Source organism: Gracilibacillus sp. HCP3S3_G5_2 (assembly GCF_052063305.1).
GTDB lineage: Bacteria > Bacillota > Bacilli > Bacillales > Amphibacillaceae > Gracilibacillus.
On the sequence record NZ_JBQHXU010000001.1, the window covers coordinates 233,946 to 255,584 of the forward strand.

General features: G+C 36.2%; 20 protein-coding genes. 6 read left to right on the top strand and 14 right to left on the bottom strand.

Annotated features, from left to right (window positions below):
* Nucleotides 1-2: 2 nt before the first annotated feature.
* From ACTNEP_RS01195 to putP, 3 genes are all read right to left on the bottom strand, one after another.
* Nucleotides 3-2,828 (bottom strand): AAA family ATPase, encoded by a 2,826-nt coding sequence (locus ACTNEP_RS01195; RefSeq protein ID WP_441159975.1) that lies wholly within the window; start codon nucleotides 2,826-2,828, stop codon nucleotides 3-5.
* A 12-nt stretch (nucleotides 2,829-2,840) separates the two neighbouring features.
* Nucleotides 2,841-4,055, bottom strand: a complete 1,215-nt coding sequence (locus ACTNEP_RS01200; protein ID WP_441159716.1) for a metallophosphoesterase family protein — start codon at nucleotides 4,053-4,055, stop codon at nucleotides 2,841-2,843.
* 313 nt (nucleotides 4,056-4,368) lie between these two features.
* Nucleotides 4,369-5,832, bottom strand: coding sequence for a sodium/proline symporter PutP (putP, locus tag ACTNEP_RS01205; RefSeq protein WP_441159717.1), 1,464 nt, complete (start codon nucleotides 5,830-5,832; stop codon nucleotides 4,369-4,371).
* Between the two features lie 313 nt (nucleotides 5,833-6,145).
* Here putP and ACTNEP_RS01210 point away from each other — a divergent pair, with 313 nt between their 5' ends.
* Entirely contained in the window at nucleotides 6,146-7,072 is a 927-nt protein-coding gene (locus ACTNEP_RS01210) for a nuclease-related domain-containing protein (protein WP_441159718.1), read from the top strand.
* A gap of 154 nt (nucleotides 7,073-7,226) precedes the next feature.
* On the opposite strand, the gene ACTNEP_RS01215 is transcribed toward ACTNEP_RS01210, so the two are convergent.
* The 4 genes from ACTNEP_RS01215 to ACTNEP_RS01230 all read right to left on the bottom strand — a co-directional run bounded on the left by ACTNEP_RS01215 (nucleotide 7,227) and on the right by ACTNEP_RS01230 (nucleotide 11,048).
* Entirely contained in the window at nucleotides 7,227-8,486 is a 1,260-nt protein-coding gene (locus ACTNEP_RS01215) for an ABC transporter permease (protein WP_441159719.1), read from the bottom strand.
* Nucleotides 8,479-9,378 carry an ABC transporter ATP-binding protein gene (locus tag ACTNEP_RS01220; protein ID WP_441159720.1) on the bottom strand — a complete coding sequence of 300 codons (900 nt, stop codon included), beginning with the start codon at nucleotides 9,376-9,378 and terminating at the stop codon, nucleotides 8,479-8,481. The genes ACTNEP_RS01215 and ACTNEP_RS01220 overlap by 8 nt, the downstream gene beginning before the upstream one ends.
* 105 nt (nucleotides 9,379-9,483) lie before the next feature.
* A complete protein-coding gene (locus ACTNEP_RS01225; RefSeq protein WP_441159721.1) occupies nucleotides 9,484-9,831 on the bottom strand; it encodes a YlbF family regulator in 348 nt (115 codons plus the stop codon).
* A gap of 92 nt (nucleotides 9,832-9,923) precedes the next feature.
* Entirely contained in the window at nucleotides 9,924-11,048 is a 1,125-nt protein-coding gene (locus ACTNEP_RS01230) for a DUF445 domain-containing protein (RefSeq protein ID WP_441159722.1), read from the bottom strand.
* Between the two features lie 92 nt (nucleotides 11,049-11,140).
* On the opposite strand from ACTNEP_RS01230, the gene ACTNEP_RS01235 reads away from it, so the two are divergent.
* From ACTNEP_RS01235 to ACTNEP_RS01250, 4 genes are all read left to right on the top strand, one after another.
* Nucleotides 11,141-12,388 carry a YheC/YheD family protein gene (locus tag ACTNEP_RS01235; RefSeq protein ID WP_441159723.1) on the top strand — a complete coding sequence of 416 codons (1,248 nt, stop codon included), beginning with the start codon at nucleotides 11,141-11,143 and terminating at the stop codon, nucleotides 12,386-12,388.
* A gap of 43 nt (nucleotides 12,389-12,431) precedes the next feature.
* Entirely contained in the window at nucleotides 12,432-12,620 is a 189-nt protein-coding gene (locus ACTNEP_RS01240) for a hypothetical protein (RefSeq protein ID WP_441159724.1), read from the top strand.
* A 274-nt stretch (nucleotides 12,621-12,894) separates the two neighbouring features.
* Nucleotides 12,895-13,791 (top strand): PucR family transcriptional regulator, encoded by an 897-nt coding sequence (locus ACTNEP_RS01245; RefSeq protein ID WP_441159725.1) that lies wholly within the window; start codon nucleotides 12,895-12,897, stop codon nucleotides 13,789-13,791.
* A 163-nt stretch (nucleotides 13,792-13,954) separates the two neighbouring features.
* Nucleotides 13,955-15,055 (top strand): ABC transporter ATP-binding protein, encoded by a 1,101-nt coding sequence (locus ACTNEP_RS01250; RefSeq protein WP_441159726.1) that lies wholly within the window; start codon nucleotides 13,955-13,957, stop codon nucleotides 15,053-15,055.
* 110 nt (nucleotides 15,056-15,165) lie between these two features.
* Here the strand turns inward: ACTNEP_RS01250 and ACTNEP_RS01255 are convergent, their stop codons facing one another.
* From ACTNEP_RS01255 to ACTNEP_RS01280, 6 genes are all read right to left on the bottom strand, one after another.
* Entirely contained in the window at nucleotides 15,166-15,420 is a 255-nt protein-coding gene (locus tag ACTNEP_RS01255) for a hypothetical protein (protein WP_441159727.1), read from the bottom strand.
* 229 nt (nucleotides 15,421-15,649) lie between these two features.
* Nucleotides 15,650-15,853, bottom strand: coding sequence for a small, acid-soluble spore protein, alpha/beta type (locus tag ACTNEP_RS01260; RefSeq protein ID WP_441159728.1), 204 nt, complete (start codon nucleotides 15,851-15,853; stop codon nucleotides 15,650-15,652).
* Nucleotides 15,854-15,946: 93 nt separating this feature from the next.
* Nucleotides 15,947-17,332: a class II fumarate hydratase gene (fumC, locus tag ACTNEP_RS01265; RefSeq protein ID WP_441159729.1), complete on the bottom strand. Its 1,386-nt coding sequence runs from the start codon at nucleotides 17,330-17,332 to the stop codon at nucleotides 15,947-15,949.
* 194 nt (nucleotides 17,333-17,526) lie between these two features.
* Complete coding sequence (yabG, locus tag ACTNEP_RS01270; protein WP_441159730.1) at nucleotides 17,527-18,387, bottom strand: sporulation peptidase YabG; 861 nt, start codon at nucleotides 18,385-18,387, stop codon at nucleotides 17,527-17,529.
* A gap of 134 nt (nucleotides 18,388-18,521) precedes the next feature.
* Complete coding sequence (locus tag ACTNEP_RS01275; protein ID WP_441159731.1) at nucleotides 18,522-19,295, bottom strand: M15 family metallopeptidase; 774 nt, start codon at nucleotides 19,293-19,295, stop codon at nucleotides 18,522-18,524.
* A gap of 219 nt (nucleotides 19,296-19,514) precedes the next feature.
* Entirely contained in the window at nucleotides 19,515-19,760 is a 246-nt protein-coding gene (locus tag ACTNEP_RS01280) for an IDEAL domain-containing protein (RefSeq protein WP_441159732.1), read from the bottom strand.
* 219 nt (nucleotides 19,761-19,979) lie between these two features.
* On the opposite strand from ACTNEP_RS01280, the gene ACTNEP_RS01285 reads away from it, so the two are divergent.
* Nucleotides 19,980-20,855: a cation diffusion facilitator family transporter gene (locus ACTNEP_RS01285; protein WP_441159733.1), complete on the top strand. Its 876-nt coding sequence runs from the start codon at nucleotides 19,980-19,982 to the stop codon at nucleotides 20,853-20,855.
* 240 nt (nucleotides 20,856-21,095) lie between these two features.
* Here ACTNEP_RS01285 and ACTNEP_RS01290 read toward each other — a convergent pair whose 3' ends face one another.
* Nucleotides 21,096-21,638, bottom strand: a complete 543-nt coding sequence (locus ACTNEP_RS01290; protein ID WP_441159734.1) for an N-acetyltransferase family protein — start codon at nucleotides 21,636-21,638, stop codon at nucleotides 21,096-21,098.
* Nucleotide 21,639: the final 1 nt, after the last annotated feature.

Sequence of the window (21,639 nt, forward strand, 5' to 3'; positions counted from 1 at the left end):
TATTATAATGTAATACTTACTTTTGCCGTTGCATTTGCAGTAAAATAGAATACTTGATGTTCTTCGCTTAATTCTTCGATAATCTCTAATACTTTTTCTTTTCGATTAGAATCAAAATGGACAAAACCATCATCAATCAAAAATGGTAGTGCTAACCTGTTGGCCATGACATGACTTAATGCAAATCGAATAGCAATATATAACTGATCCTTAGTTGCCTGTGATAATTCTATTACATAAAAAGCAAAGCCGCTCTTATCTTCCACAAGAATCTGCTCATTATCTTCTATATATACATGCTGATACCTATCTAATGTCAGTTTCTTAAAATAATAGCTTGCCTGTTCAAAAACCTGTGGCATATATTTTTCTGAATAAGTTGATTTTGCTTTTGATAAGTTTGCTAAAGCCACTTGGTAAATAGCCCATTCTTTTGCTAATTCTTGTAATTCCTCTTGTTTTATCGCTAATTGATGCTTCAAAATTGAGACATCTTCATTCGCCTCCAATATTGCTACACTTGCTTTTTGATCACTTAGTTGCAATTGTTTTTCTTTTATTTTTTTAACTGTTGCATTGATTGTTTGTTGACAGTCTTCAAGTAAAATCTGTAAGGTCCTTTTATCATCAAATTTTCCGTTAGCGATTTGATCAATTTCTTCCTCAATGAAGATGACAGATAGGCTATCATATAATTTATTGCATTTCTGTCTTAGTGTATCAAACTCTTCTTTTTGCTCTCCCCTTTCAATAAACTCCTCCTCTGTTTTCGCTTCTGCACTTCTTAATAGTTGATCAATTTCCGCTTGATACGGCTTTTGTTTCTCTATAATGGTAGCCAGTTGAGATTGCAGTTCTGCTTTTCTTTCCTGTAATTGTGTATACACACTTCTTTTATTCTGTTCCTTCTCGATTATTTTTTCCAAATCAGTTACATCCAGTTCAAGTAGTTGGAACCTGTTTTGCTTTTGACGCTTTTGCTCTTCAAGATTATCCACTTCGGTTTCTAAATGTTTCATTTCCGATAGCTTTTCTTTTTGTGTAATTACTTGTTGATAAAGCCTTGGCCAATAAGCCAATTCCACATTCATTAAAAAAGGATATTGCTCTTTTTGATCAGTAATTTTTTGTTCGATTTGATCAAGACGATCCTGTAAAAAAGAAAGACGCTCGGCTACTTTTAATTGCTCATTTTGATATTTTTGGATATCTTTTTCGAGCTCAGTTAACTTACGTTGAAGCTCTGCTTGTTGCTGGATAATTTGCTTTCGTTCCAACAATTCTGCATGGCTCAAAGTGGTTGCGCTCTTTCGATCTGGCTGCAGCCATTGTTGAAACGCTTTTCCATATAATCTAACGGCAATTTGTTGGCCGATGGCAAGAATAACTACGCTAATGACCCATACCATATCAGTTAAAAAGAAAAGGGCTACTCCTATTAAAACGCCAAGGATCATCATGAGACTTGATATTTTCCGCTGCTGTGAATATGTTTGCAACCATTTGTCGTATTGTTGGTGTTGTTCTGTTTGCTTCGCTTGTGCAATCTCGTCCTTATACTGTTGTATCTGTTCTTGTCCTAGCTGTAATAGTTGCTGTTGTTCTTTTTCTTCCATTAATTCACGTTTTATTCTGGTTATGGAAGAGCTGTCATTTTCTACATACTGTATTTCCAAGGCTAATTTATCACGCTGATTAGCTAATTCAGCCCATATTTCTTCTAAGTAAAAAGGCAATTCTATCTCCCGTAATTGCTCGATTTTCATGTTTATCTGCATACTCTCCAGCTTCATCTTTATTTCTGTTTCCATTGTAGTGATGCGTTCTTTTATTTGATGTATATCCGCCTGGATTTGGTCCATTTCCTTTTCGAGCTTTAAGCCTAGCTCCATTTTCTCTAATGTTTCATTAGGCATCAGCTCCAAATTAGTTAGCCGCTGCTCTATTTCCGCTAAATTATTACGGACCACTTGTTCCTCACTCTTTAATGGCAGTAGTGAATCCTTCCATTCATTTAGCCGTTTTAACCCTTCTACAGGGAATGAAATGGTAGAATTCTGTCTTTTCAGTTGTGCATTTGTGAAATAATATTCTTCTATTAACGGGTAATGTGTTAACCGTTTCTCCACTTGTTTCTGTCTTTCCTGCATACTATTTTTTTCATGTTCAAGCTCGAATAGCTCCTCTTCTAACTGTTCTATTTCCATTAATTGCTGTTGATACTTATTTTCTTTTTCCTTTGCTTCTTTTAATTGATCCTTGAGATTAGCTAACTCTTGAAAAAGTTGATTGATCTCCGGCTTTTTTCCATAAGGTTTAAACAAATCAGCCAATTTCTTATCCAAGCTTTTTTCCGCATGATAAATCCTGTCTGAACCTGTCATACCGACTGCTAGTAACACTTCATGGAAAGCTGCATTATCAAGATCCTGAATTTGCTGCAAGTCATGTGCATCAAAGGTATAGATCGATTCGAACTGTTTACGATCCATTCCTTGTAAAGCAGTCTCTAACCATTCTTGGTCCATTTGTGCCCCACCGTCACCATATATAATGGCTTGGTTTTTGTACTTACCTTGTATACGTTCGATTGTTACTGTTTGATCAGCAAGTCCTGAAACGATGATCCTTCCACCGAGCGTGGATCCTTGCTTCGGTGTAAAACGTTCTAACTGCTTCGCTTTCATACCGAACAAGATATAGAGGATAAACTGTCTTAACGTCGTTTTGCCTGATTCATTATCCCCTGCTATTTCAATAGGTCCATCCTTTTCAAAGGAGAAATACTGATCGATCCATTTTCCAAAACCATATATATGTATACTCACTATTCGCAAGACTTATCCCTCCTTTTCGTGCAATAGCCGATCTAACAGAAACTCTGCTTCTTGTAGGATTTCTGTCTGATCATCATTATTTAACTCTGTTAACCATTTTCTTCCTTCTGTATGATGCCATAAGGGTTGGATGGACTTTTCAAGATTCTCTTCTTGAAAGCTAGTAGCAAGTTCTTCTAAAAAACGACCACCATGTTGCCACTCAGAGCGTTTTGGTTGCCTTGTCCATTTATAGCCGATAATGTAGCTTGCTGCTGATTTCTGATTCACATAATCAATCAATTCGATAATCTGCCCATTTGCAAACCAGTTTTCCTTTTCTTCAGCAACTCGTGAGAATATTAACTGGATGAGTGTTTTTCCTGTTGTAAATTGATTAGTGATCTCTATCAGTTGCTCCGTCACTCTTGTAATATCTGTCCATGCACTTGCATCAACTTGTACTTTCTCAAATAGAATGGCTGAAAGAGGCAAGAAAGTTATTTCTGGTTCGTTTTCAGATAAGGTGACGAGATAACACCCCTTTTTGCCTGTTTCCTTTGTTGAACGGCCTTGGGTATTGCCTGGATAAACAATTGGCGGTTTTTTTGCTATAATCTCACGTTTATGTATATGCCCTAATGCCCAATAATCAAAGCCAGCTTCTTTCAGTTCAGTAAGCTGAAACGGAGCATATGCTGCATGTTCACTGTTATTTCCATTACCTATACTTCCATGTAATGTAGCGATATGAAAGCAAGGATCACTTGATTTTTGATATTCTTTTGTTTTATTTTCTAGTACTGCTCGATTTTCATAGCTAAATCCATAAATTTGCGCCAGTATTTGATCATTTTTAATAAACGGGTAGGAGTTGACAGCTTCTTTATCAAAGACATAAACATTTTCCGGATAATTACGCGGGAATGACTGACTATTCAAGTAGTCATGATTGCCGAAGGAGAGGTATACCTTAATCTGATGTTCTTGTAATCTTTGAAAAGCTTGCAATAGAGCCATATGTGCTTGCAAGCTTTGTTGCTCCTGGTCAAAGATATCTCCTACCATAAGAACAAAATCTACTTGATGTTGTATGGCTTGTTCAATGAGATAATCCAAAGTATGAAACGTGCTTTTTCTAATAGCTGCTAACAGATCAGCAGGTATATTTTTTAAGCCTTTAAAGGGGCTGTCTAAATGCAGATCCGCACAATGAATGAAAGAAATCTTCTCTCTCATTTTCTCCACCTTCTTTCACTCTCTATTGTAGCAGAGCATATATAAGAATGCACGTTCGATTAGATTTTTATTGGGATTTTATGTTAAAGTGGAGGTGACATAATGGCTGTTCAACTAATTCAATGAACAAAAGTAATATTTTTATAGGAACGTAAAGCATGGGGTAAGTGAATGATACCAACGATCGATGACCAAGAAAAAGTAGGCAATCAATCGAATGAATTGGATTTTGTGGATAGTAAAGGATTCCACTCTTTATTAAAATAAGCAAGGAGCCCAATCTGTTTTGCTGACTCCTTGCTTCAGTATATTTTTATCTCTTTGTAGCTACCTTAAATTCTTCTCTAACCTCTTTTGTCGGATTTGTTGGAGATCCAACAATAAGACTTACAACGATGATTACTACTGTCCCTAATATAAACCCTGGAACAATTTCGTATAAATCAAACATACCGCCTTCAAGTTGAGCCCAGATGATGACTGTTAAAGCCCCTATCACCATTCCAGCAATTGCTCCTTCTCTAGTTGTTCTCTTCCAAAATAGACTTAAAACAATAATTGGTCCAAACGCTGCTCCAAATCCTGCCCATGCGTATCCAACTAAATCGAGGACTCTGCTTTCAGGATCCTGGGCAATCACAATCGCAATAATCGCAATAATAATGACGGCTATTCGTCCTACCCATACCAATTCTTTTTGACTTGCGTTTTTTCGAAAGATTCCTTTGTAAAAATCCTCTGCAACCGCGCTAGATGATACAAGTAATTGAGAATCTATTGTACTCATAATAGCGGATAAGATCGCAGCTAATAAAATCCCTGCAATCCATGGATTAAAAAGCTCTTGTGTGAACGCGATAAATACTGTTTCTGCATTTTCTAACGGTGCCTCTGCATAATAGGCGATACCTGTAAATCCTGTAAAAATCGCACCGTATAATGCGAATACCATCCAAGACATTCCGACAAACCTAGCTTTTGGGATTTCCTTTGTAGATTTTATAGCCATGAAACGGGTAATGATATGCGGTTGTCCAAAGTAGCCTAATCCCCATGCTAATAACGAAATAATCCCAATAGCAGTAGTATCCGTGAACGCATTTAAGTAGCCTGGATCGATGTCTCCAACCTTGCTGACGACTTCATTCCACCCGCCAATAGCATTGATTGCAGCAATTGGTACAATAATTAATGCGATAAACATGAGGATCCCCTGGAAAAAGTCGGTCCAGCTTACTGCTAAAAATCCACCTAGAAATGTATAGGAGATAATCACAATTGCTCCAATCCACAATGCAGATTGGTAGTCAATTCCAAAGGATTGTTCAAATAAAACCGCTCCGCCGACAAGGCCAGCCGAAGTATAGAAGGTAAAGAAGATCAAAATGACCAAAGCAGATATCACACGAAGGATCCGTGATTTGTCACGAAAACGGTTCTCTAAAAAATCTGGAATCGTAATGGAGTCTTTGGCAACTTCTGTATAAGTCCGTAACCGTTTTGCAACAAATTGCCAATTTAAATACGCACCTACAGCTAAGCCAATAGCTAGCCAAATTTGGTTCATCCCTCCTACATACATCGCACCTGGTAAACCAAGTAAAAGCCAGCTGCTCATATCGGATGCTCCAGCACTTAGAGCCGCTACACTGCCCCCTAAATTCCGACCACCTAGCACATAATCAGAAAGGTTTTTAGTTAAACGAAAGGCAATAATACCAATAACTAGCATCCCGACTAAATAAATAATAAAAGTAATTAACGTAACGTTATCCATCATTTACTCTCCTCTTTCTGTAAAAAAAGTGATTAATGATAGGAGTACAACGGATAACATGGGAATTAATAACCACCCCCATGTTGCTGCATTAATTGTTTCCTGTTCCATCATGACCACCACCTGACTTGATTATGTATATATAGTGTTTGTCTTGAACTATAATATATTATATAGAATTAATATTGTATCATAACAAAACGATGGTAAACAATGATGGGGGGATATTTTATCACATACTGGACCGTGGATATTTTCATTCTTGCACTAGTATGCTATGATGATAAAAAATAGTAAAGGAGGTTTCTTTTTGGTGCTTCATTCTATAAAAAAATCTTTCTACGTAAGACAGTTAAAAGCTCTAATTAATCGACTCTCCCCTCATGACATAACAGAGGATCTAGAAAAATCATATGGCAAAGAAATATCAGGCTATATCGGCGAAAAGAAGCTACCATATTACTTACATATAATACAGCATGAAAAACGGCTACTTTATGGCGTCCGGTTACCTTGGCAACATCACTTTTTCCAAATTGATAACATCTCATTTTTTCTGAATAACATCTTCATCTGTGAGGTTAAGCATTTAAAAGGCGGACTTTTCATAAATGAAGCAGATCAATTATTACAGGAACATGAAAATGGAAAAATCGAGATTTACGATCACCCTCTGTTACAGGCACAATTCCAGAAGGAAAAATTAGAGAATTTGCTTCATCTACACGGCTTCTCCTTCCCCCCGATTCACTCGATTGTCGTTTTTACTCATCCAAATGCCAACCTTCACTTTCAACACCCAGATATGATACCTGTTCAGCAATTGCCTTTCCGAATCAAACTTCTCATACAAGAAGAAACAATTAACAATGAATATAATTTTACGGAGTGCAAACGAATCATCGATTTTATTTCAACACACCATCAGGAGCGAAAAGTAAACATTTTAAACAAGTTCAGAATAATTCCTCGAAAAATCGTACGAGGTATATTTTGTCCAACATGCCAAAATGTTAAAGCACATAGAGTCTACGGAACGTGGCTCTGTTCTAAATGTGGTCTAAAAGATAAAATGATGCATATCCACGCCCTCAAGGATTGGGCATTAATCTTTGGTCCAATTATTTTTTTAGGTGACCTGTCTATAGACCTGACGAAAAGATTATTAACGCAATTAAACTGTCCATCAATTGGCAGTTATCGAGATCGCAAATATGATTTATCTAAACTATTAGACTAAATCTCACCGTTTTTACTGACAACCTAGCACACGTTTCTGGCAACTTCCACTGTTTTACTGGCAACTATGCTCGCTTTTCTGGCAACTACGCTCACTTTACTAGCAACTATCAAAAAAGCTATTTCGCGAATAGCGAAATAGCTTTCCTTCTTCATTATTCTTTTTTCGATAACTGTAATGCTTTTTTGAAATCTTTTAATGAGGTGGATGTACCGTACATGAGTACGCCGCCTCGATATATTTTTGCTCCAATAATGGCAAATACTATTATCGTAGCAATTAAAATAAGAATACTTAATCCTACTTCCCACAAAGGAATATCCAATAATCCTACTCGCAAAAACATTGTCATCGGAGAAAAGAATGGAATGAACGACGAAATAATGACGAATGGTGATTCTGGCATACCCAATCCAACCATCGCAATGATGAAGGCAGCAATAATCAAAAATGTCACAGGTGTCATCAATTGCTGTACATCTTCTGTCCTGCTAACTAATGAACCTAACATCGCCGATAAAGTCGCGTACAAGAAATAACCTAGTAAAAAGAAGACGACTGCATATATAAATGTAGATACACTAACATCTGAAAGCCCAAAGAACTCAAAGAAATCACCAACCAACTCATCTTGCTTCTGTTGAATAACAATGTACCCTGTTCCTAATAGAAGAATCATTTGGGTTAAACCAACCAGGCCAATTCCGAAAATTTTAGCAAACATCTGACTGACTGGAGAAGAACTTGAAATTAAAATCTCCATTACTCGAGATGTTTTCTCATTTGCTATATCCATAGCGATCATATTGCCATACATAATTACCGCCATATATAATAAAAAGAGAATGACATAAACGAGACCACGTGCTCCACTTAACTCTTCTTCTGTTTTCACATTACTGGTATCGCCATCGTTCGTTGCAATTAGTTCATTTTCAAAGGAAACAGGCTCATAAATAGTAGCGATGATAGCTGGATCAATTCCTGATTGATTCGTGGCAATCTCCACTTTCAATTGTTGCAACTGGTTTTCCAGCATATTTTGTGCAGATTGGTTTGAATAATCAATGCTATAATAAGTAGCTTCTGGTAAACCCTCCGCAGACTCACTTATATCCAATACGGCTATAAATTCATCATTTAAAACTGCATCTTTTGCTTCCTCTAAAGAACCATCAAAATGCTCCAATTCAAAATCCGCGTCGTTTCTTGCTTCCAATTGTGTATATAATTCATCTTGTTCGGTTACAACGGCAACCTGGTCTCTGTCACCTGAATCAAACAAATCGATGAATGATTGAAGATTAGACATTAAGACAATTAGGACTAAAATGATAGCAGTGGTAATGATAAAAGACTTTGATTTTACTTTTGATAAATAAGTATGAGAAAATACTGTCCAAAATTTATTCATATGACTCACCTGCTTTCTCAATAAAGATATCATTCAAGCTCGGTTCATCCAATTCAAATTTACGGATAAAACCTTTGCCTGAGAGCTCCTGCAACACTCTTTGGGAGATATCTTCATTTTCGATTTGACAAAGAGCAGTATCACTATAATATTTGACTTTCACTACGCCTGGAATAGTTTCTAGGAATGATAAGTCAAAATCCGCTTGTATCGATAAATTCTTTTTACCAAATGACCGTTTAATTTCGCGCAGATCACCATGTAAAATCGGCTTGCCATGCTGCATCATACATAAATGCTGACATAATTCTTCTACGTGTTCCATACGATGTGAAGAAAAAACGATCGAAGTCCCTGCTTCTTTTAATTCTACTACCGCATTCTTTAATAATTCCACATTAACAGGATCGAGTCCCGAAAAAGGTTCATCCAATATTAATAGCTTCGGCTTATGTATAACTGCAGAAATAAATTGGATTTTTTGTTGGTTCCCTTTTGATAATTCTTCTACCTTCTTATCAAGATATTGGGGGACTTTTAAATAGTCGAGCCATTTTGTCAACTCCTCCAATACTTCTTTCTTATGCATCCCTCGTAATTTACCTAAATAAATTAATTGTTCCCGAACTTTTAACTTTGGATATAATCCTCTTTCTTCCGGCAAATAACCGATTTGATCACTTTTGCTGTAATCGATTGTTTCCCCATTCCAGCTAATTGTGCCTGAAGTCTGATCAAGCAAGTTGAGAATCATTCTAAATGTTGTCGTTTTCCCAGCACCATTTGCACCTAGGAAGCCAAAAATGTTATGTTCAGGGATTTCTAAGGATAAATCGTTAACAGCTGTAAATGAACCAAATTTCTTTGTAACATTCTCTAATTTTAACGTCACATTCTCCACTCCTTTCCATTATTATTACGGTTGCAATAAGCAAAAAGTTTCAACTTCTACTAAAAAAATGAGCTACAGAAAAACTGTAACTCATGAAGAATGGATTTATTGTTGTACTCCGTATAATTCTTCTAATGGTTTAGTAATAATTCGACTAATATCATTAATCAAAACGTTAACACGTTGTTCCTGTTCCATAAGTTTGGAAATGTCTTCGTGTTGTTGTACAAGTTCGACAACTTGTTTCGCTTTATCTACTTCCTCTTCCGTGATTTCCATTCCTTGCATTTGCTTTTGTTGTAATTCTAACTGTGTGTTACGAAAATTATCGAACATTTGCTTTGAACTCGGATCATCCATCACTTTATTATAAGCGGCTTTTAAATCCTTAAATTCTTCACTCTCCTGAATTGCTTTTTCAAGCTCATTTGCACTGTCATAGACATTTGCCATAAATAAAATCCTCCTAAATAGTTGCGGCATTCGTAAGTTGCTCTTACAAAATGTATATGCTTCTACATATACTTTACCACTATAACAAAGTTTTAAACGACGATAAAGAGAATCGCCTGAATTAATCCAATAAAACCACCCAATAACGCACCTAAATAAGTGATCAATTTAAATTCTTTTCGGGAAATCGATAAAATGATTTCCTCTATTCGTGAAGTAGGGAATGATGCTACCTGTTTTTCTACCATTTTATCCACTTCTAATTGCGAAAGCATATTTGGTATACTAGCAGCTAATTTGTTAAATAATTGATTGACGAATTCTGGGAGTATTTTTTCCTTTATTTGTTTAGAAAAAGGGCTGACGAACTCCTGAATTGGCATTTCGATCCAATCCTCCACAGGGATATTTTCCTTAATCAGCCTGTACAATAATTGTTGCGTTTCCTCTTTCTCAAACAATGGTTGCATCATCTGCAATTCCTGTTGCATCAGATTTGACCATTCTTTTTTTGTAGCTTGTTGAATCCAATGGCTTCCGTCTTCAGAATGCAAATAATCTATTACTAACTGTTGAACCTTCAAAGCTAATTCATCACTACTGAACATCGATAAGATCATATTGCCTAAAAATCCTTTTGATTCAGCGTATTGTTTAATCACTGTTTCAATTTTTTGACGAGTTTCCATGTTATTTAGTAATTCAATTGCTTTATCACGTAAAATCAATGCTAATTGATTCAATTCCGGGTCAGTTACTGTTTGACCAAACCAATGGTTAAGCGTTGTTTGCTGATTATGTTGGAGAAAGTTGCGAATTTGCTCAATGACTTTGTTTGCAACCTTTCCTTTCATATGATCTAATTGAAGGTCTAATCCAAACTTTTGAGTCAGTTGGTGAATCGATATCGATTGGGCAAGGAAATTCTCCCACTCTTTATTGGCTTTTAATTGCACTTGTTGTTTTAGACGTTGGTCTTGTAATTTAAGCTGAATACTTTCAATGGTTAGTAAATGATTCACAACCAATTGTCCGAGTTGTTTAGCTAATTGATCACGCCTTTTCGGAATGACCCCAGGTGTAAAAGGGATCTTCCAATTACCGATATATTTAGCTTCATATGGTCGAAACAGCATCTTTATCGCAAGTGAATTAGTCAATCCACCAATAAAACTTCCAATAATCACCATGACTAGTATTGTAACAAAGGTTCCCATTCTTTCTTTCCACCTTTCCACTTTGTAAAAGTATAGTACTGCTTTTGACTGCATATAATGAATTAGTTTACATGAAGAAAGTAGGTGTCAAGATGCGACAAAAATTCCGAATCATTCCCTATCCTAATGACAAAAACAGAATCATTATACCTGCTCAATATTATCACCATTTCAAACATATAGCCATGATTCAACATGGCTTACAGAGCCTTTCCTGTGATATCTTAAGTCATCGAAAAGATATAGACACAATCTATCTTTCTTCTTCTATTATGAAGCAACTTCATTTAACCAATGATATTCCTGTTATCTTTAACACTAATTCACGTACTTGTTATATTCATTATCCCTTCGGTGTATTTATTCATCGTCCTCCTAGTCAAAACACCTACGAACAATTATTTCAGGAAATGGCTAGAGTCGGACAACAAGTAGGATTTGAAACGATCTTTTTCTCCTACCAAGACGTCTATCCAAAAACAAACAGTGTAACAGGCTTTGTTTGGCAAGAGCAGCAGTGGCAGACGACAAAAACCGATATTCCTCCTTTTATATACAATCGTTTACCAAATCGTAAAATTGAGTCACACAAAACAATTAAAAAAATAAAACAATATTTAGCCACAAATTCTATTATATTTAATCCAGATTTTTTTAACAAATGGCAAGTATATGATGATCTTAGAAATCATGATAAAGTGAATTATCTCTTACCTGATACCATTTTTCATCCCTCCATCCAGACGATTCAGGATAAACTTTCACAACAGCCCATTTCTCTTCTATCATTAAAAGATGACGTTACCGATCATATTTATATAGAACAGGTGGGAGATCTTATATTTGTTACATCTAACTACATGAATCATGAGTATTATCAAAGCCTGGAGGAATTGAAACAAACGCGCTTTCCTAATGGCTTTCAACAATATGTTTTGCAGGAAGCATTAGATTTAATACAACATCAAGGAGATCCTTTCTATTTCAGAGTGCATATGACCAAATTAGAGCAGTGGCAAATCTCCTTTTTTTATGGAAAAAAGAACACAGTTAACGATTGGTTAGATACAGAGAGGTTGGATATTGGAAACAACAGCCTCAAAAAAGTAAAAGATCTAGCATTCGTATTAAGCAATATTGTAGAGAATATCATACCTGGTACAATTGGGGAAATAGGCTTTGATATCGGTATGGATCGGGAGCAAAGGCTTTGGTTATTAGAAGTCCATGCAAAACCTAGCTGGCAAGTACTATATCATCCACCTTTTGCAGCTAAAACACGAGAATATTTTACTACTTTATTCCAATTCCCATTAGCTTCTGTTGTCGACTCTGAATGATTTTAACCTTTTGGCTCAAGCTATGCTTAGAGGAGGGATAATCATGGCAAAACCTTCGAACAAGGAAAAAGACACTCGTAAGAAATATGAAGTAGATGTCGATCGAATGATTAATGAAGGCATGGCGGGTGGTACGACTTATTCCATCTATGGACGGATGCAAATTGAACAAGCAAGAAAATTGCCAAAAGAACACGAGGCCTTTCCTGCAGAAACAGATGGAGAGGAATAGTTAAAGTCTAGACAAAAGAGCCGAACATGAATGGAGGAGTTTAACAAAAGCTCTGTCAAAATTTTTTTTTTCTCCGTGATGAACGGATATTGAATGAATTTGCAACTTCTACTATCCTATAGGGATCTGCATATTTTGACTACATTTTACCTTCATTCATCGTTCGGATTATTTTAGCATTGTCAAGAGCCATATTTTTATAGTCTTACCGTTCACAACACTCTTTCTTTGTTATAATAGATGTAGAAGACTTTTCAATGAAAGAGGCTAAAAAATGTTAGAACAACTCCAACAAATGTTTCCAAATTTAATTATGAATACTAACAAGACAACGATGGATACCATTGCATATAAATGGTACGTCACCAATGGTAATGATATTATTGGTATACCAAAAGACGATTTAACAGAAAGAGAAGCAGCATTATTAGAAATATTACTTACCCCTTATAAAGCTAGTCAGCCCCCTACAAACGAACGTGAAAAATTATGGATGGATATTTTATTTCAGCAGGACATTCCTAAAAAAATGCTGGAAGAGGATCTGTCAGCTTTTCACTTTGTTTATTTTTCCGTGTCAGATGAATCCATTGATCCCGAATCATTCCGGGAAGCCATTCATGGACTGTTCCCTGAGAAAACCTCGATCCTTTGGGAAAATAACCATGAAGGTGTCATTATTCAGGAAGAGGCACAATCAATGGATGATTTTGTATCCTACTCTGAAATTATCGAAGTTTTAACAACAGATTTTTATATAAATATTAAGCTTTTTATCGGGCCAACGTTACATCATATTCAACAGGCGCCTGATTTTTATCAATGGATCAAAAAATGTTACCACTTTACACGACGTTATAATCATGATGTTTTACATTATATTGAAGCGATTCCTTACCTATTTTTACATGATATTACTGATAATGAACAACAAATGATCACTGATTCTATCCTTCATGATGTAAAAAACGATGAAGAATTATTAAAAACGGTTCAAGTCTTTCTGGAATCAAATTCCAATACGACGTTAGCTGCTAAAAAAATGTATATGCACCGTAACAGCTTACAATATCGTGTGGACAAATTTATCGAAAAAACAGGGATTGATGTAAAACAATTTGAAGGCGCAATTGCTGTTTATTTATGCCTACTGATGCGGACAAAATGGTAAAATAGGACATTGTCTTAACGTTTTGGACATGCTTTTGTAACCGTGCACAAACGGTGCGACTTTTTTTGTGCATGCTTTCCATTTACGTTTAGGCATTTTATTAGTAAACTTATAGACATAGATAAAACGCTTTCAACAAACTATTATTTCAGGAGGGAATAGAATGGCAGAATTATCACTTAGAAACATTGACAAAATTTATAACAAAGATGAAGGTAAAGCGGTTGACAACTTCAACCTTGAAATTAAAGATAAGGAATTTATCGTATTCGTTGGTCCATCTGGTTGTGGTAAATCAACGACACTTCGAATGATTGCAGGTCTTGAAGAAATCTCTGCTGGAGAATTCTACATTGATGATAAACTAATGAATGAAGTAGCTCCTAAAGACCGTGATATTGCGATGGTATTCCAAAACTATGCATTATATCCACATATGAACGTATATGACAATATGGCATTTGGCCTTAAACTTCGGAAATTCAAAAAAGACGAAATCGAGCGCCGTGTAAAAGAAGCAGCTCGTATTCTTGGCTTGGAAGCTTACTTAGATCGTAAACCAAAAGCACTTTCAGGTGGTCAGCGTCAGCGTGTTGCATTAGGCCGTGCAATCGTACGTGATGCAAAAGTATTCTTAATGGATGAGCCGTTATCAAACTTGGACGCGAAACTTCGTGTACAAATGCGTGCGGAAATTCAAAAGCTTCACCACCGTCTACAAACAACAACTATTTACGTTACACACGACCAAACAGAAGCGATGACAATGGCAACTCGTCTTGTTGTACTAAAAGATGGTCTCATTCAACAAGTTGGTGCTCCTAAAGAAGTATATGACAAACCAAACAATATTTTCGTAGGTGGTTTCATTGGTTCACCTGCTATGAACTTCTTTAACGGGACATTAGAAGATGGCAAAGTTAAATTAGGTGATACAGCTATTGAAGTACCAGAAGGAAAAATGAAAGTACTACGTGAACAAGGATATGTTGGAAAAGAAGTAGTACTAGGTGTACGTCCAGAAGATATTCATGATGAGCCAGTATTCTTAGATGCAAACCCAGGTAAGAAGATTACTGCTACTATCGACGTTGCCGAGTTAATGGGGTCTGAGTCTTACCTCTATTCTGAAGTGAATGGTCAAGAATTTGTTGCACGTGTAGATTCACGTACAGATATCCATGGTGGCGAAAAAATAGATCTAGCATTTGATATGAACAAATGCCATTTCTTCGATAAAGATACAGAAGAACGCATTAAATAACATAACGCATAATGTACACGTAGAAGACCCGTTTCGAAATAGAGAAACGGGTTTTTCATGCTTGCACATAAGCTGATTTCCTTTATCATTATCTTTCATCTTATTTTATCTTACGTTAATTCAAGTTCATTGATAATAATTTCTTCCGTATAATTACAAGCTGAACAAACACCTACATGCACACACTGATGGGAAGTACTAGTGTCAGGTATACCATCTATCAACTGCGCATCCTCTATCTCAATATATGGTGCATAATCATCATAATAATCGACAACCTTCCCTCCATCTAACATATGTGCATCACATATTGGGCACTTTTTCTCCATTTTTTTTAGGCCATTACACAAATAACAAATATACATATTTATCCTCCGCTTTGATTCATCGGAAAAATGAGGTTGAGTTTTCACTTATTAAGATATCTTTCTAGGTGTCAGAAAATCTTGGCTCTTCCAGTCTTAAATGCGTGCCTTAGGTTTTCTGTTACTTGATAGATGTAATATGGAACGATATCTTCTGCTAACATGATACTTTCCTAACGTGGTAAAAAGGAGACACTTTAATAAGCGTCTCCTTCTTCTCATTATTTAATTATTGTTGTTGGTTTCCACCAAATTGTTGTTCAGCCATAGTTACTAAGCGTTTTGTGATTTCTCCACCAACAGAACCGTTAGCACGAGAAGTAGTGTCAGCACCTAAGTTTACACCAAATTCTTGTGCAATCTCATATTTCATTTGATCTAGGGCTTGCTCTACTCCAGGAACAACTAATTGATTTGAATTGTTAGTTGCCATCTTTAATCACCTCCTGTACCCCATATTGTGAACAAAAAGGCGATCAATATGCTTTTAATTTCTTAGTAATTTCTAGAAACTATCCCAAGACAATTATTTAGGATAGGTCATTTCTTCTGGTTTGATCCACTCATCAAACTGCTCAGCAGTCAATAAACCTAATTCCACTGCAGCTTCTTTTAATGTAGTATTGTCAGCAAAGGCTTTTTTAGCAATTTTGGCTGCATTTTCATAACCGATATGAGGATTTAATGCCGTTACTAACATAAGAGAGTCATTTAAATTTTTCTCGATCTGCTCATGATTCGGCTCTAATCCCACTAGACAACGATCATTAAATGACAACATACTATCAGCTAATAGTTGTGCAGACTGTAAGAAGTTATACGCAATCACTGGTTTGAAGACATTCAATTCAAAATTACCTTGACTTGCCGCGATCCCAATTGTTGCATCATTTCCCATCACTTGTGTCGCTACCATAGTAATTGCTTCACTTTGTGTCGGGTTAACTTTACCCGGCATAATCGAGCTACCTGGCTCATTGGCAGGGATCGTAATTTCACCGATTCCACAACGAGGACCACTAGCTAACCAACGCACATCGTTGGCAATTTTCATTAAATCTGCTGCCAATCCTTTTAATGCTCCGTGTGCATACACTAATTCATCATGACTTGTTAAGGCATGGAATTTATTAGGAGCAGAAACAAATTCTTTTCCTGTATAATCACTAATCTCTTTCGTTACACGCTCTGAAAATTCCGGATGTGCATTCAATCCGGTACCAACAGCAGTACCGCCAATAGCCAATTCCTTCACATATGGGATACTGTCTAAGATCATTGATTCTGTTTTTTCTAACATTCGATGCCAGCCACTGATTTCTTGTCCTAATGTTAAAGGAGTTGCATCTTGAAGATGGGTACGACCGATTTTCACGACATCATCAAACGCTTCCATCTTTTCTTTCAATGTTGCTTTGAATGTCTGTAATGCTGGTAACACAGCATCCTCTAATTTACGAACAGCAGCAATATGTAAGGCTGTTGGATAAGTATCGTTGGAACTTTGTGATTTATTGACATCATCATTTGGATGTAAGGTAACTTCACTATTTTTTTCTTTTAACCATTGATTTCCTACATGTGCAATTACTTCATTAACATTCATATTAGACTGTGTACCACTACCTGTTTGCCATACTACTAATGGAAAATGCTCATATAATTCACCTGCTAAAATGCGATCTGCAGCATGCTTAATCGCATCCGCTTTCACTTTCTCCATTAATCCTAATTCACTGTTGACAATAGCAGCACTTCTTTTTAAAATCGCAAAGCCTTCAATAATTTCTAATGGCATGATTTCCTTACCAATTGGAAAGTTCTCTTTACTTCGCTGTGTTTGCGCTCCCCAATACTTATCATTCGCTACCTTGATTTCACCGATAGTATCCCGCTCAATACGATAATCCATACCTTTCTCCCCCTTATGTAATCAATATCCGGTGCTAACCATCCATTACGGTCAAAAACCCTAACTGATGGTAGTTTCCCTCTATATTGTATCAAAAAAAAGAAGAAAAGCGAAGACACCCGTTCGGTAACATATGGAATACGGATTGCTTGGTGTTGTGCCATAATTGATTCTACAAAAAAGAAGAGACAAAGCTATTTTGTCTCTACATAAGGTATACCTGTACGATAAAGCCCCCTTGTTTCCATTCCACCTAGTCCTCTTTCACCAGTAAGTGTGTTTTTTAACACATCATATACATTCACTTTGTCCATAAAAGGTGTATAGGCTACTTTTGCCACAACATAGACGGGATCTAACGCATGAATATTGACGCGATCTGGTGAACTTGCAAAATTGGCCCCTGCACGGATAAGTGATTCGAAGTGTGACTGACATGCTCCAGCAAAAATAATTAATTGATCGAGATTGGGAGACCATGCTCTCGCTTGGCGCACAGCTTCGACAAAAAAACGTGTATTACGATATGCAGACATCTCTTTTTTACTGCCCTTTGATTCTGAATAAGCATCATGACCAGTAATAACGATAATCTCTGGCTGTACTTTTTTTACTAGGTCTTCCATTTCAAATGGTAATTCCTTTTCTTGCACATACACACCATGCACTTGTAATCCTAGTCGCTGATATAATTCAATGCATTTCTTTAAATAAAGTCGATCACCATCAATGTGTAATACTTTAACTGGTAATTGAAATCGCTGAATATTACGTGGCTCTATTTTTTTATGTTCATAATCTTTTTTTTCTTTCATTAGCTGATAATCTTGACGAAAAAGACGATATGAATATTCTTCTTTTTCTTTTATTTCATCTTGTCTTTTCCTGATATCCTCCTCCGGTAATATGCGAAGATCATCAATTGGCGCATCGGCTTCCAATCGTAAATCTTCCCCGTGTAATAATACTTTGTCACCATTTATATTTTTAATTCGAAAGACGATATCATGTTTGTAAGAATATCGTGTCACAAGCATTCCTGTCATCAGCTTCACCAAATCACCCCATAATAAGCTTGCTACTATAGGCTATGTGAGTTAAATCCATTTGGTGAATGATTGATAATGCCTAAGAAAAAAGAGAAGGTTGACGAGTTAAATCTAATTAACTTGCCAACCTTCTGTTTGTTTTATGGATAAAGTCCAAAATATTCTTCTAGAGTGAGTTGTGCTTCATAAATTTCTTCTGCTATGTCTTTTCCAACATAACGAAGATGCCATGGCTCATAGCTATATCCAGTTATTTCTTCTTTTCCTTCTGGATACCGAATTATAAACCCATGCTTGTGCGCATTATTCTCTAACCACTGTCCTTCGTCTGTTTCAATAAAGCTTTGTTCCAATACTGCCACTAACTCTGCGGATGCAACATCCATTGCTAAACCTGTCTGGTGTTCACTTGTACCAGGTTTTGCCGAGAATTTATCTGCGTGCTCCTGCCCATTGGTCGCAACATTATTTTCATATATCTCTTTCTGGCGGTCAAAGGAGCGATAGCCGGATACTGCGACTAATTCTAAACCATCCTCCTCGGCAGCAGCAAAAAGTTCTTCCAATGCATCTGCAGCTACTTTGCGAATTAAACGTTTAGGATCTCCTTCATCAGCATAATAAGGAACATTTGCCTCTACTAAATCATTAGGTTCGAAGCCATCTGGTAGTTTTCGTTGTTTATTTACAACCAGTGTGATACTTTCAGGATCATCTACCACCGATAGTGAATCCTCTGTATCTTCTTCAGCCAAATCCTTTTCTTCTTGCTCCGTTTGGACAAAAGCTGTTGGTTCATTCTTATAATCATGTGAATCATTTCTTTTCTCAGACTGTTGTTGTGCATAATAATCTTCTTGCTGACAGCCAGTTAAGAAAGCTATAAACATGATAAATATTACTGTCTTTTTCATTTTAAACCCTTCCCTCATTACAAATGCACTGGTTCTACTATAACATATTTATCATTAGATCTATATAGTTGGAGAGAACTAAAAATAATAGCAATATCTCAAATGACTTCATCTATTAAGGTAATTGCCTCTGGAAAGCAATTGCTGCTATTGGGAACAGAAAAAGGAGAGATGAACGGAATAAAAAACCCCGTCACTTAGATTGGACGAGGTAGATGCTTATGATTCCCATATATAACTGTTATATTTATTACTCAATTCTTTAAATGTTTCTTTATCGTTATGATCAATAGAATGGTTAATTTCTTCTTCCAAGCGTGCCTTATTCCAAGTAAAACAAAGATCGTCCAATACGAGTTGTGATGCTAATCGAATTTCATACGGAATTTCTCTTCTTGCTTTAAGTACCGTTTTTCGATTCATGCTAAACACTTTCAATTGATAACTCACTTTATGTTTTTTCAAGAAGCACGCCTCCCTTTCTATCCTCTATTTAAATACCATTTTATGATAAAAAATGATTTTTGTTAATTGTTATTAAAGATATTCCCTGAATTTGGTTACCTTAAACGTAGACTGACCTGTTTTTCAGCAATTTTTTCATTTAATTAGGCAACAATAAGTAGACGTAAAACACTTTCATTTGATAAGCTTATCTTACTACGGAAACAACGGAGGATGCTTATGGATCAATATCATAAATTTAAAGAAGGAGAGAAAGGTGCATGGCTGAGTATTATTACCTATCTTATCCTAGCTACTGTTAAATTAATTATCGCAAGCATTGGTAATTCCTCCGCTTTAAGAGCTGATGGTTTAAATAACGCCACTGACGTTGTAGCAGCGATAGCCGTTTTAATCGGTTTAAAGATATCCAGAAAGCCACCTGATGAAGATCACCATTATGGTCACTTTCGGGCAGAAATGATCGCATCACTAGTGGCAGCTTTTATCATGATTACAATTGGTATCCAAGTATTAATTGATACAGTACTTTCGATAATTAGAGGTGATTTTTCGCAACCCAATATGTTAACAGCTTGGACAGCATTAGGGGCTGCGATTATTATGTTTATCGTCTATCTTTACAATTTACGATTAGGAAAGAAAATAAACAGCACCTCCTTGCAGGCAGCTGCTCAGGATAACAAATCTGATGCATTAGTAAGTATTGGTGCTTTTATCGGAATTATAGGTGCCCAATTCCAACTTTATTGGTTAGACCCTTTGGCTGGAGCAATTGTAGGAGTAATTATTTGTAAAACAGCTTGGGATATTTTTAGAGAAGCAACACATACATTGACAGATGGATTTCATCCACAAGAATTAGATGAAATAAAAAAAAGCATCGATACTCATCCTGATGTATTAGACATTAAAGATGTAAAAGGACGTCTTCATGCTAATCAAGCATTGATTGAAGCAACTATTTTCGTAGATCCATTAATGACAGTAGAGGAAAGCCATGAAATTACTGATCATATTGAAAAAAAATTAAAAGAAATGCATGACGTGCCTCATGCCCATATTCATATTGAACCATATGAAGAAGAACAATAATTCCCTTTGAGCATATTTTATTTTAAGGGGTTATAACCTTTCTTTCTCATCATTTCGTTATAGCGACTTTTTTATGATTGCCATTTTTCTAAACGACTTAAAAAGGAAAAGGCTTCAGTACTGCTTAAGAAGTATAGTAACAAGGGCCTGGAAATACAGGGAAATTCATCTAATTTATCGAAGCTAGACATCTCCACTGATACTTTCTTTAACTAAAAAAGGACTGTAAGCCATTATGGCTTACAGTCCTACTTCATGTAATTTTTCTATCAGTGTATCAATGTTATCAAAGCCGTATGCTGTTTCCTGATAAGTTCCATGGCCAATAGTTGTCTGTTCTTGCTCGATTTTCTCAGCTCCAAAATTCAAGTAAAACTGGTGTGTTGGATTATTTGTTAACACCCAAATTAATAATGACTGGTAGCCTAATTCTTTCATTTCTTCCGCAAAAGCTTTTAATAAACGTTTTCCTAGGCCTTTTCTTTGATGGGATGGTAATAAATATATCGCAAATATTTCCCCATCATAACCAAAGCGATCCGTTCTTTCCTTGCCTCCTGAAATAAACCCGACAATTTCTCCCTTTTCTTCAATCACTGTTACTGGTTGTTGCTTGCGCGACAACTTTAATATGGTCTCCCAATAAATTTGCCGATTCTCTACGGTTGAATTGGACAAATCTTGTTCATTGATTAAATTCTGATAGGTGGCTTTCCAACTATTTACATGTACCTCTGCAATAGCTTGTGCATCTTCTATACTTGCTTTTCTAATATGATACATA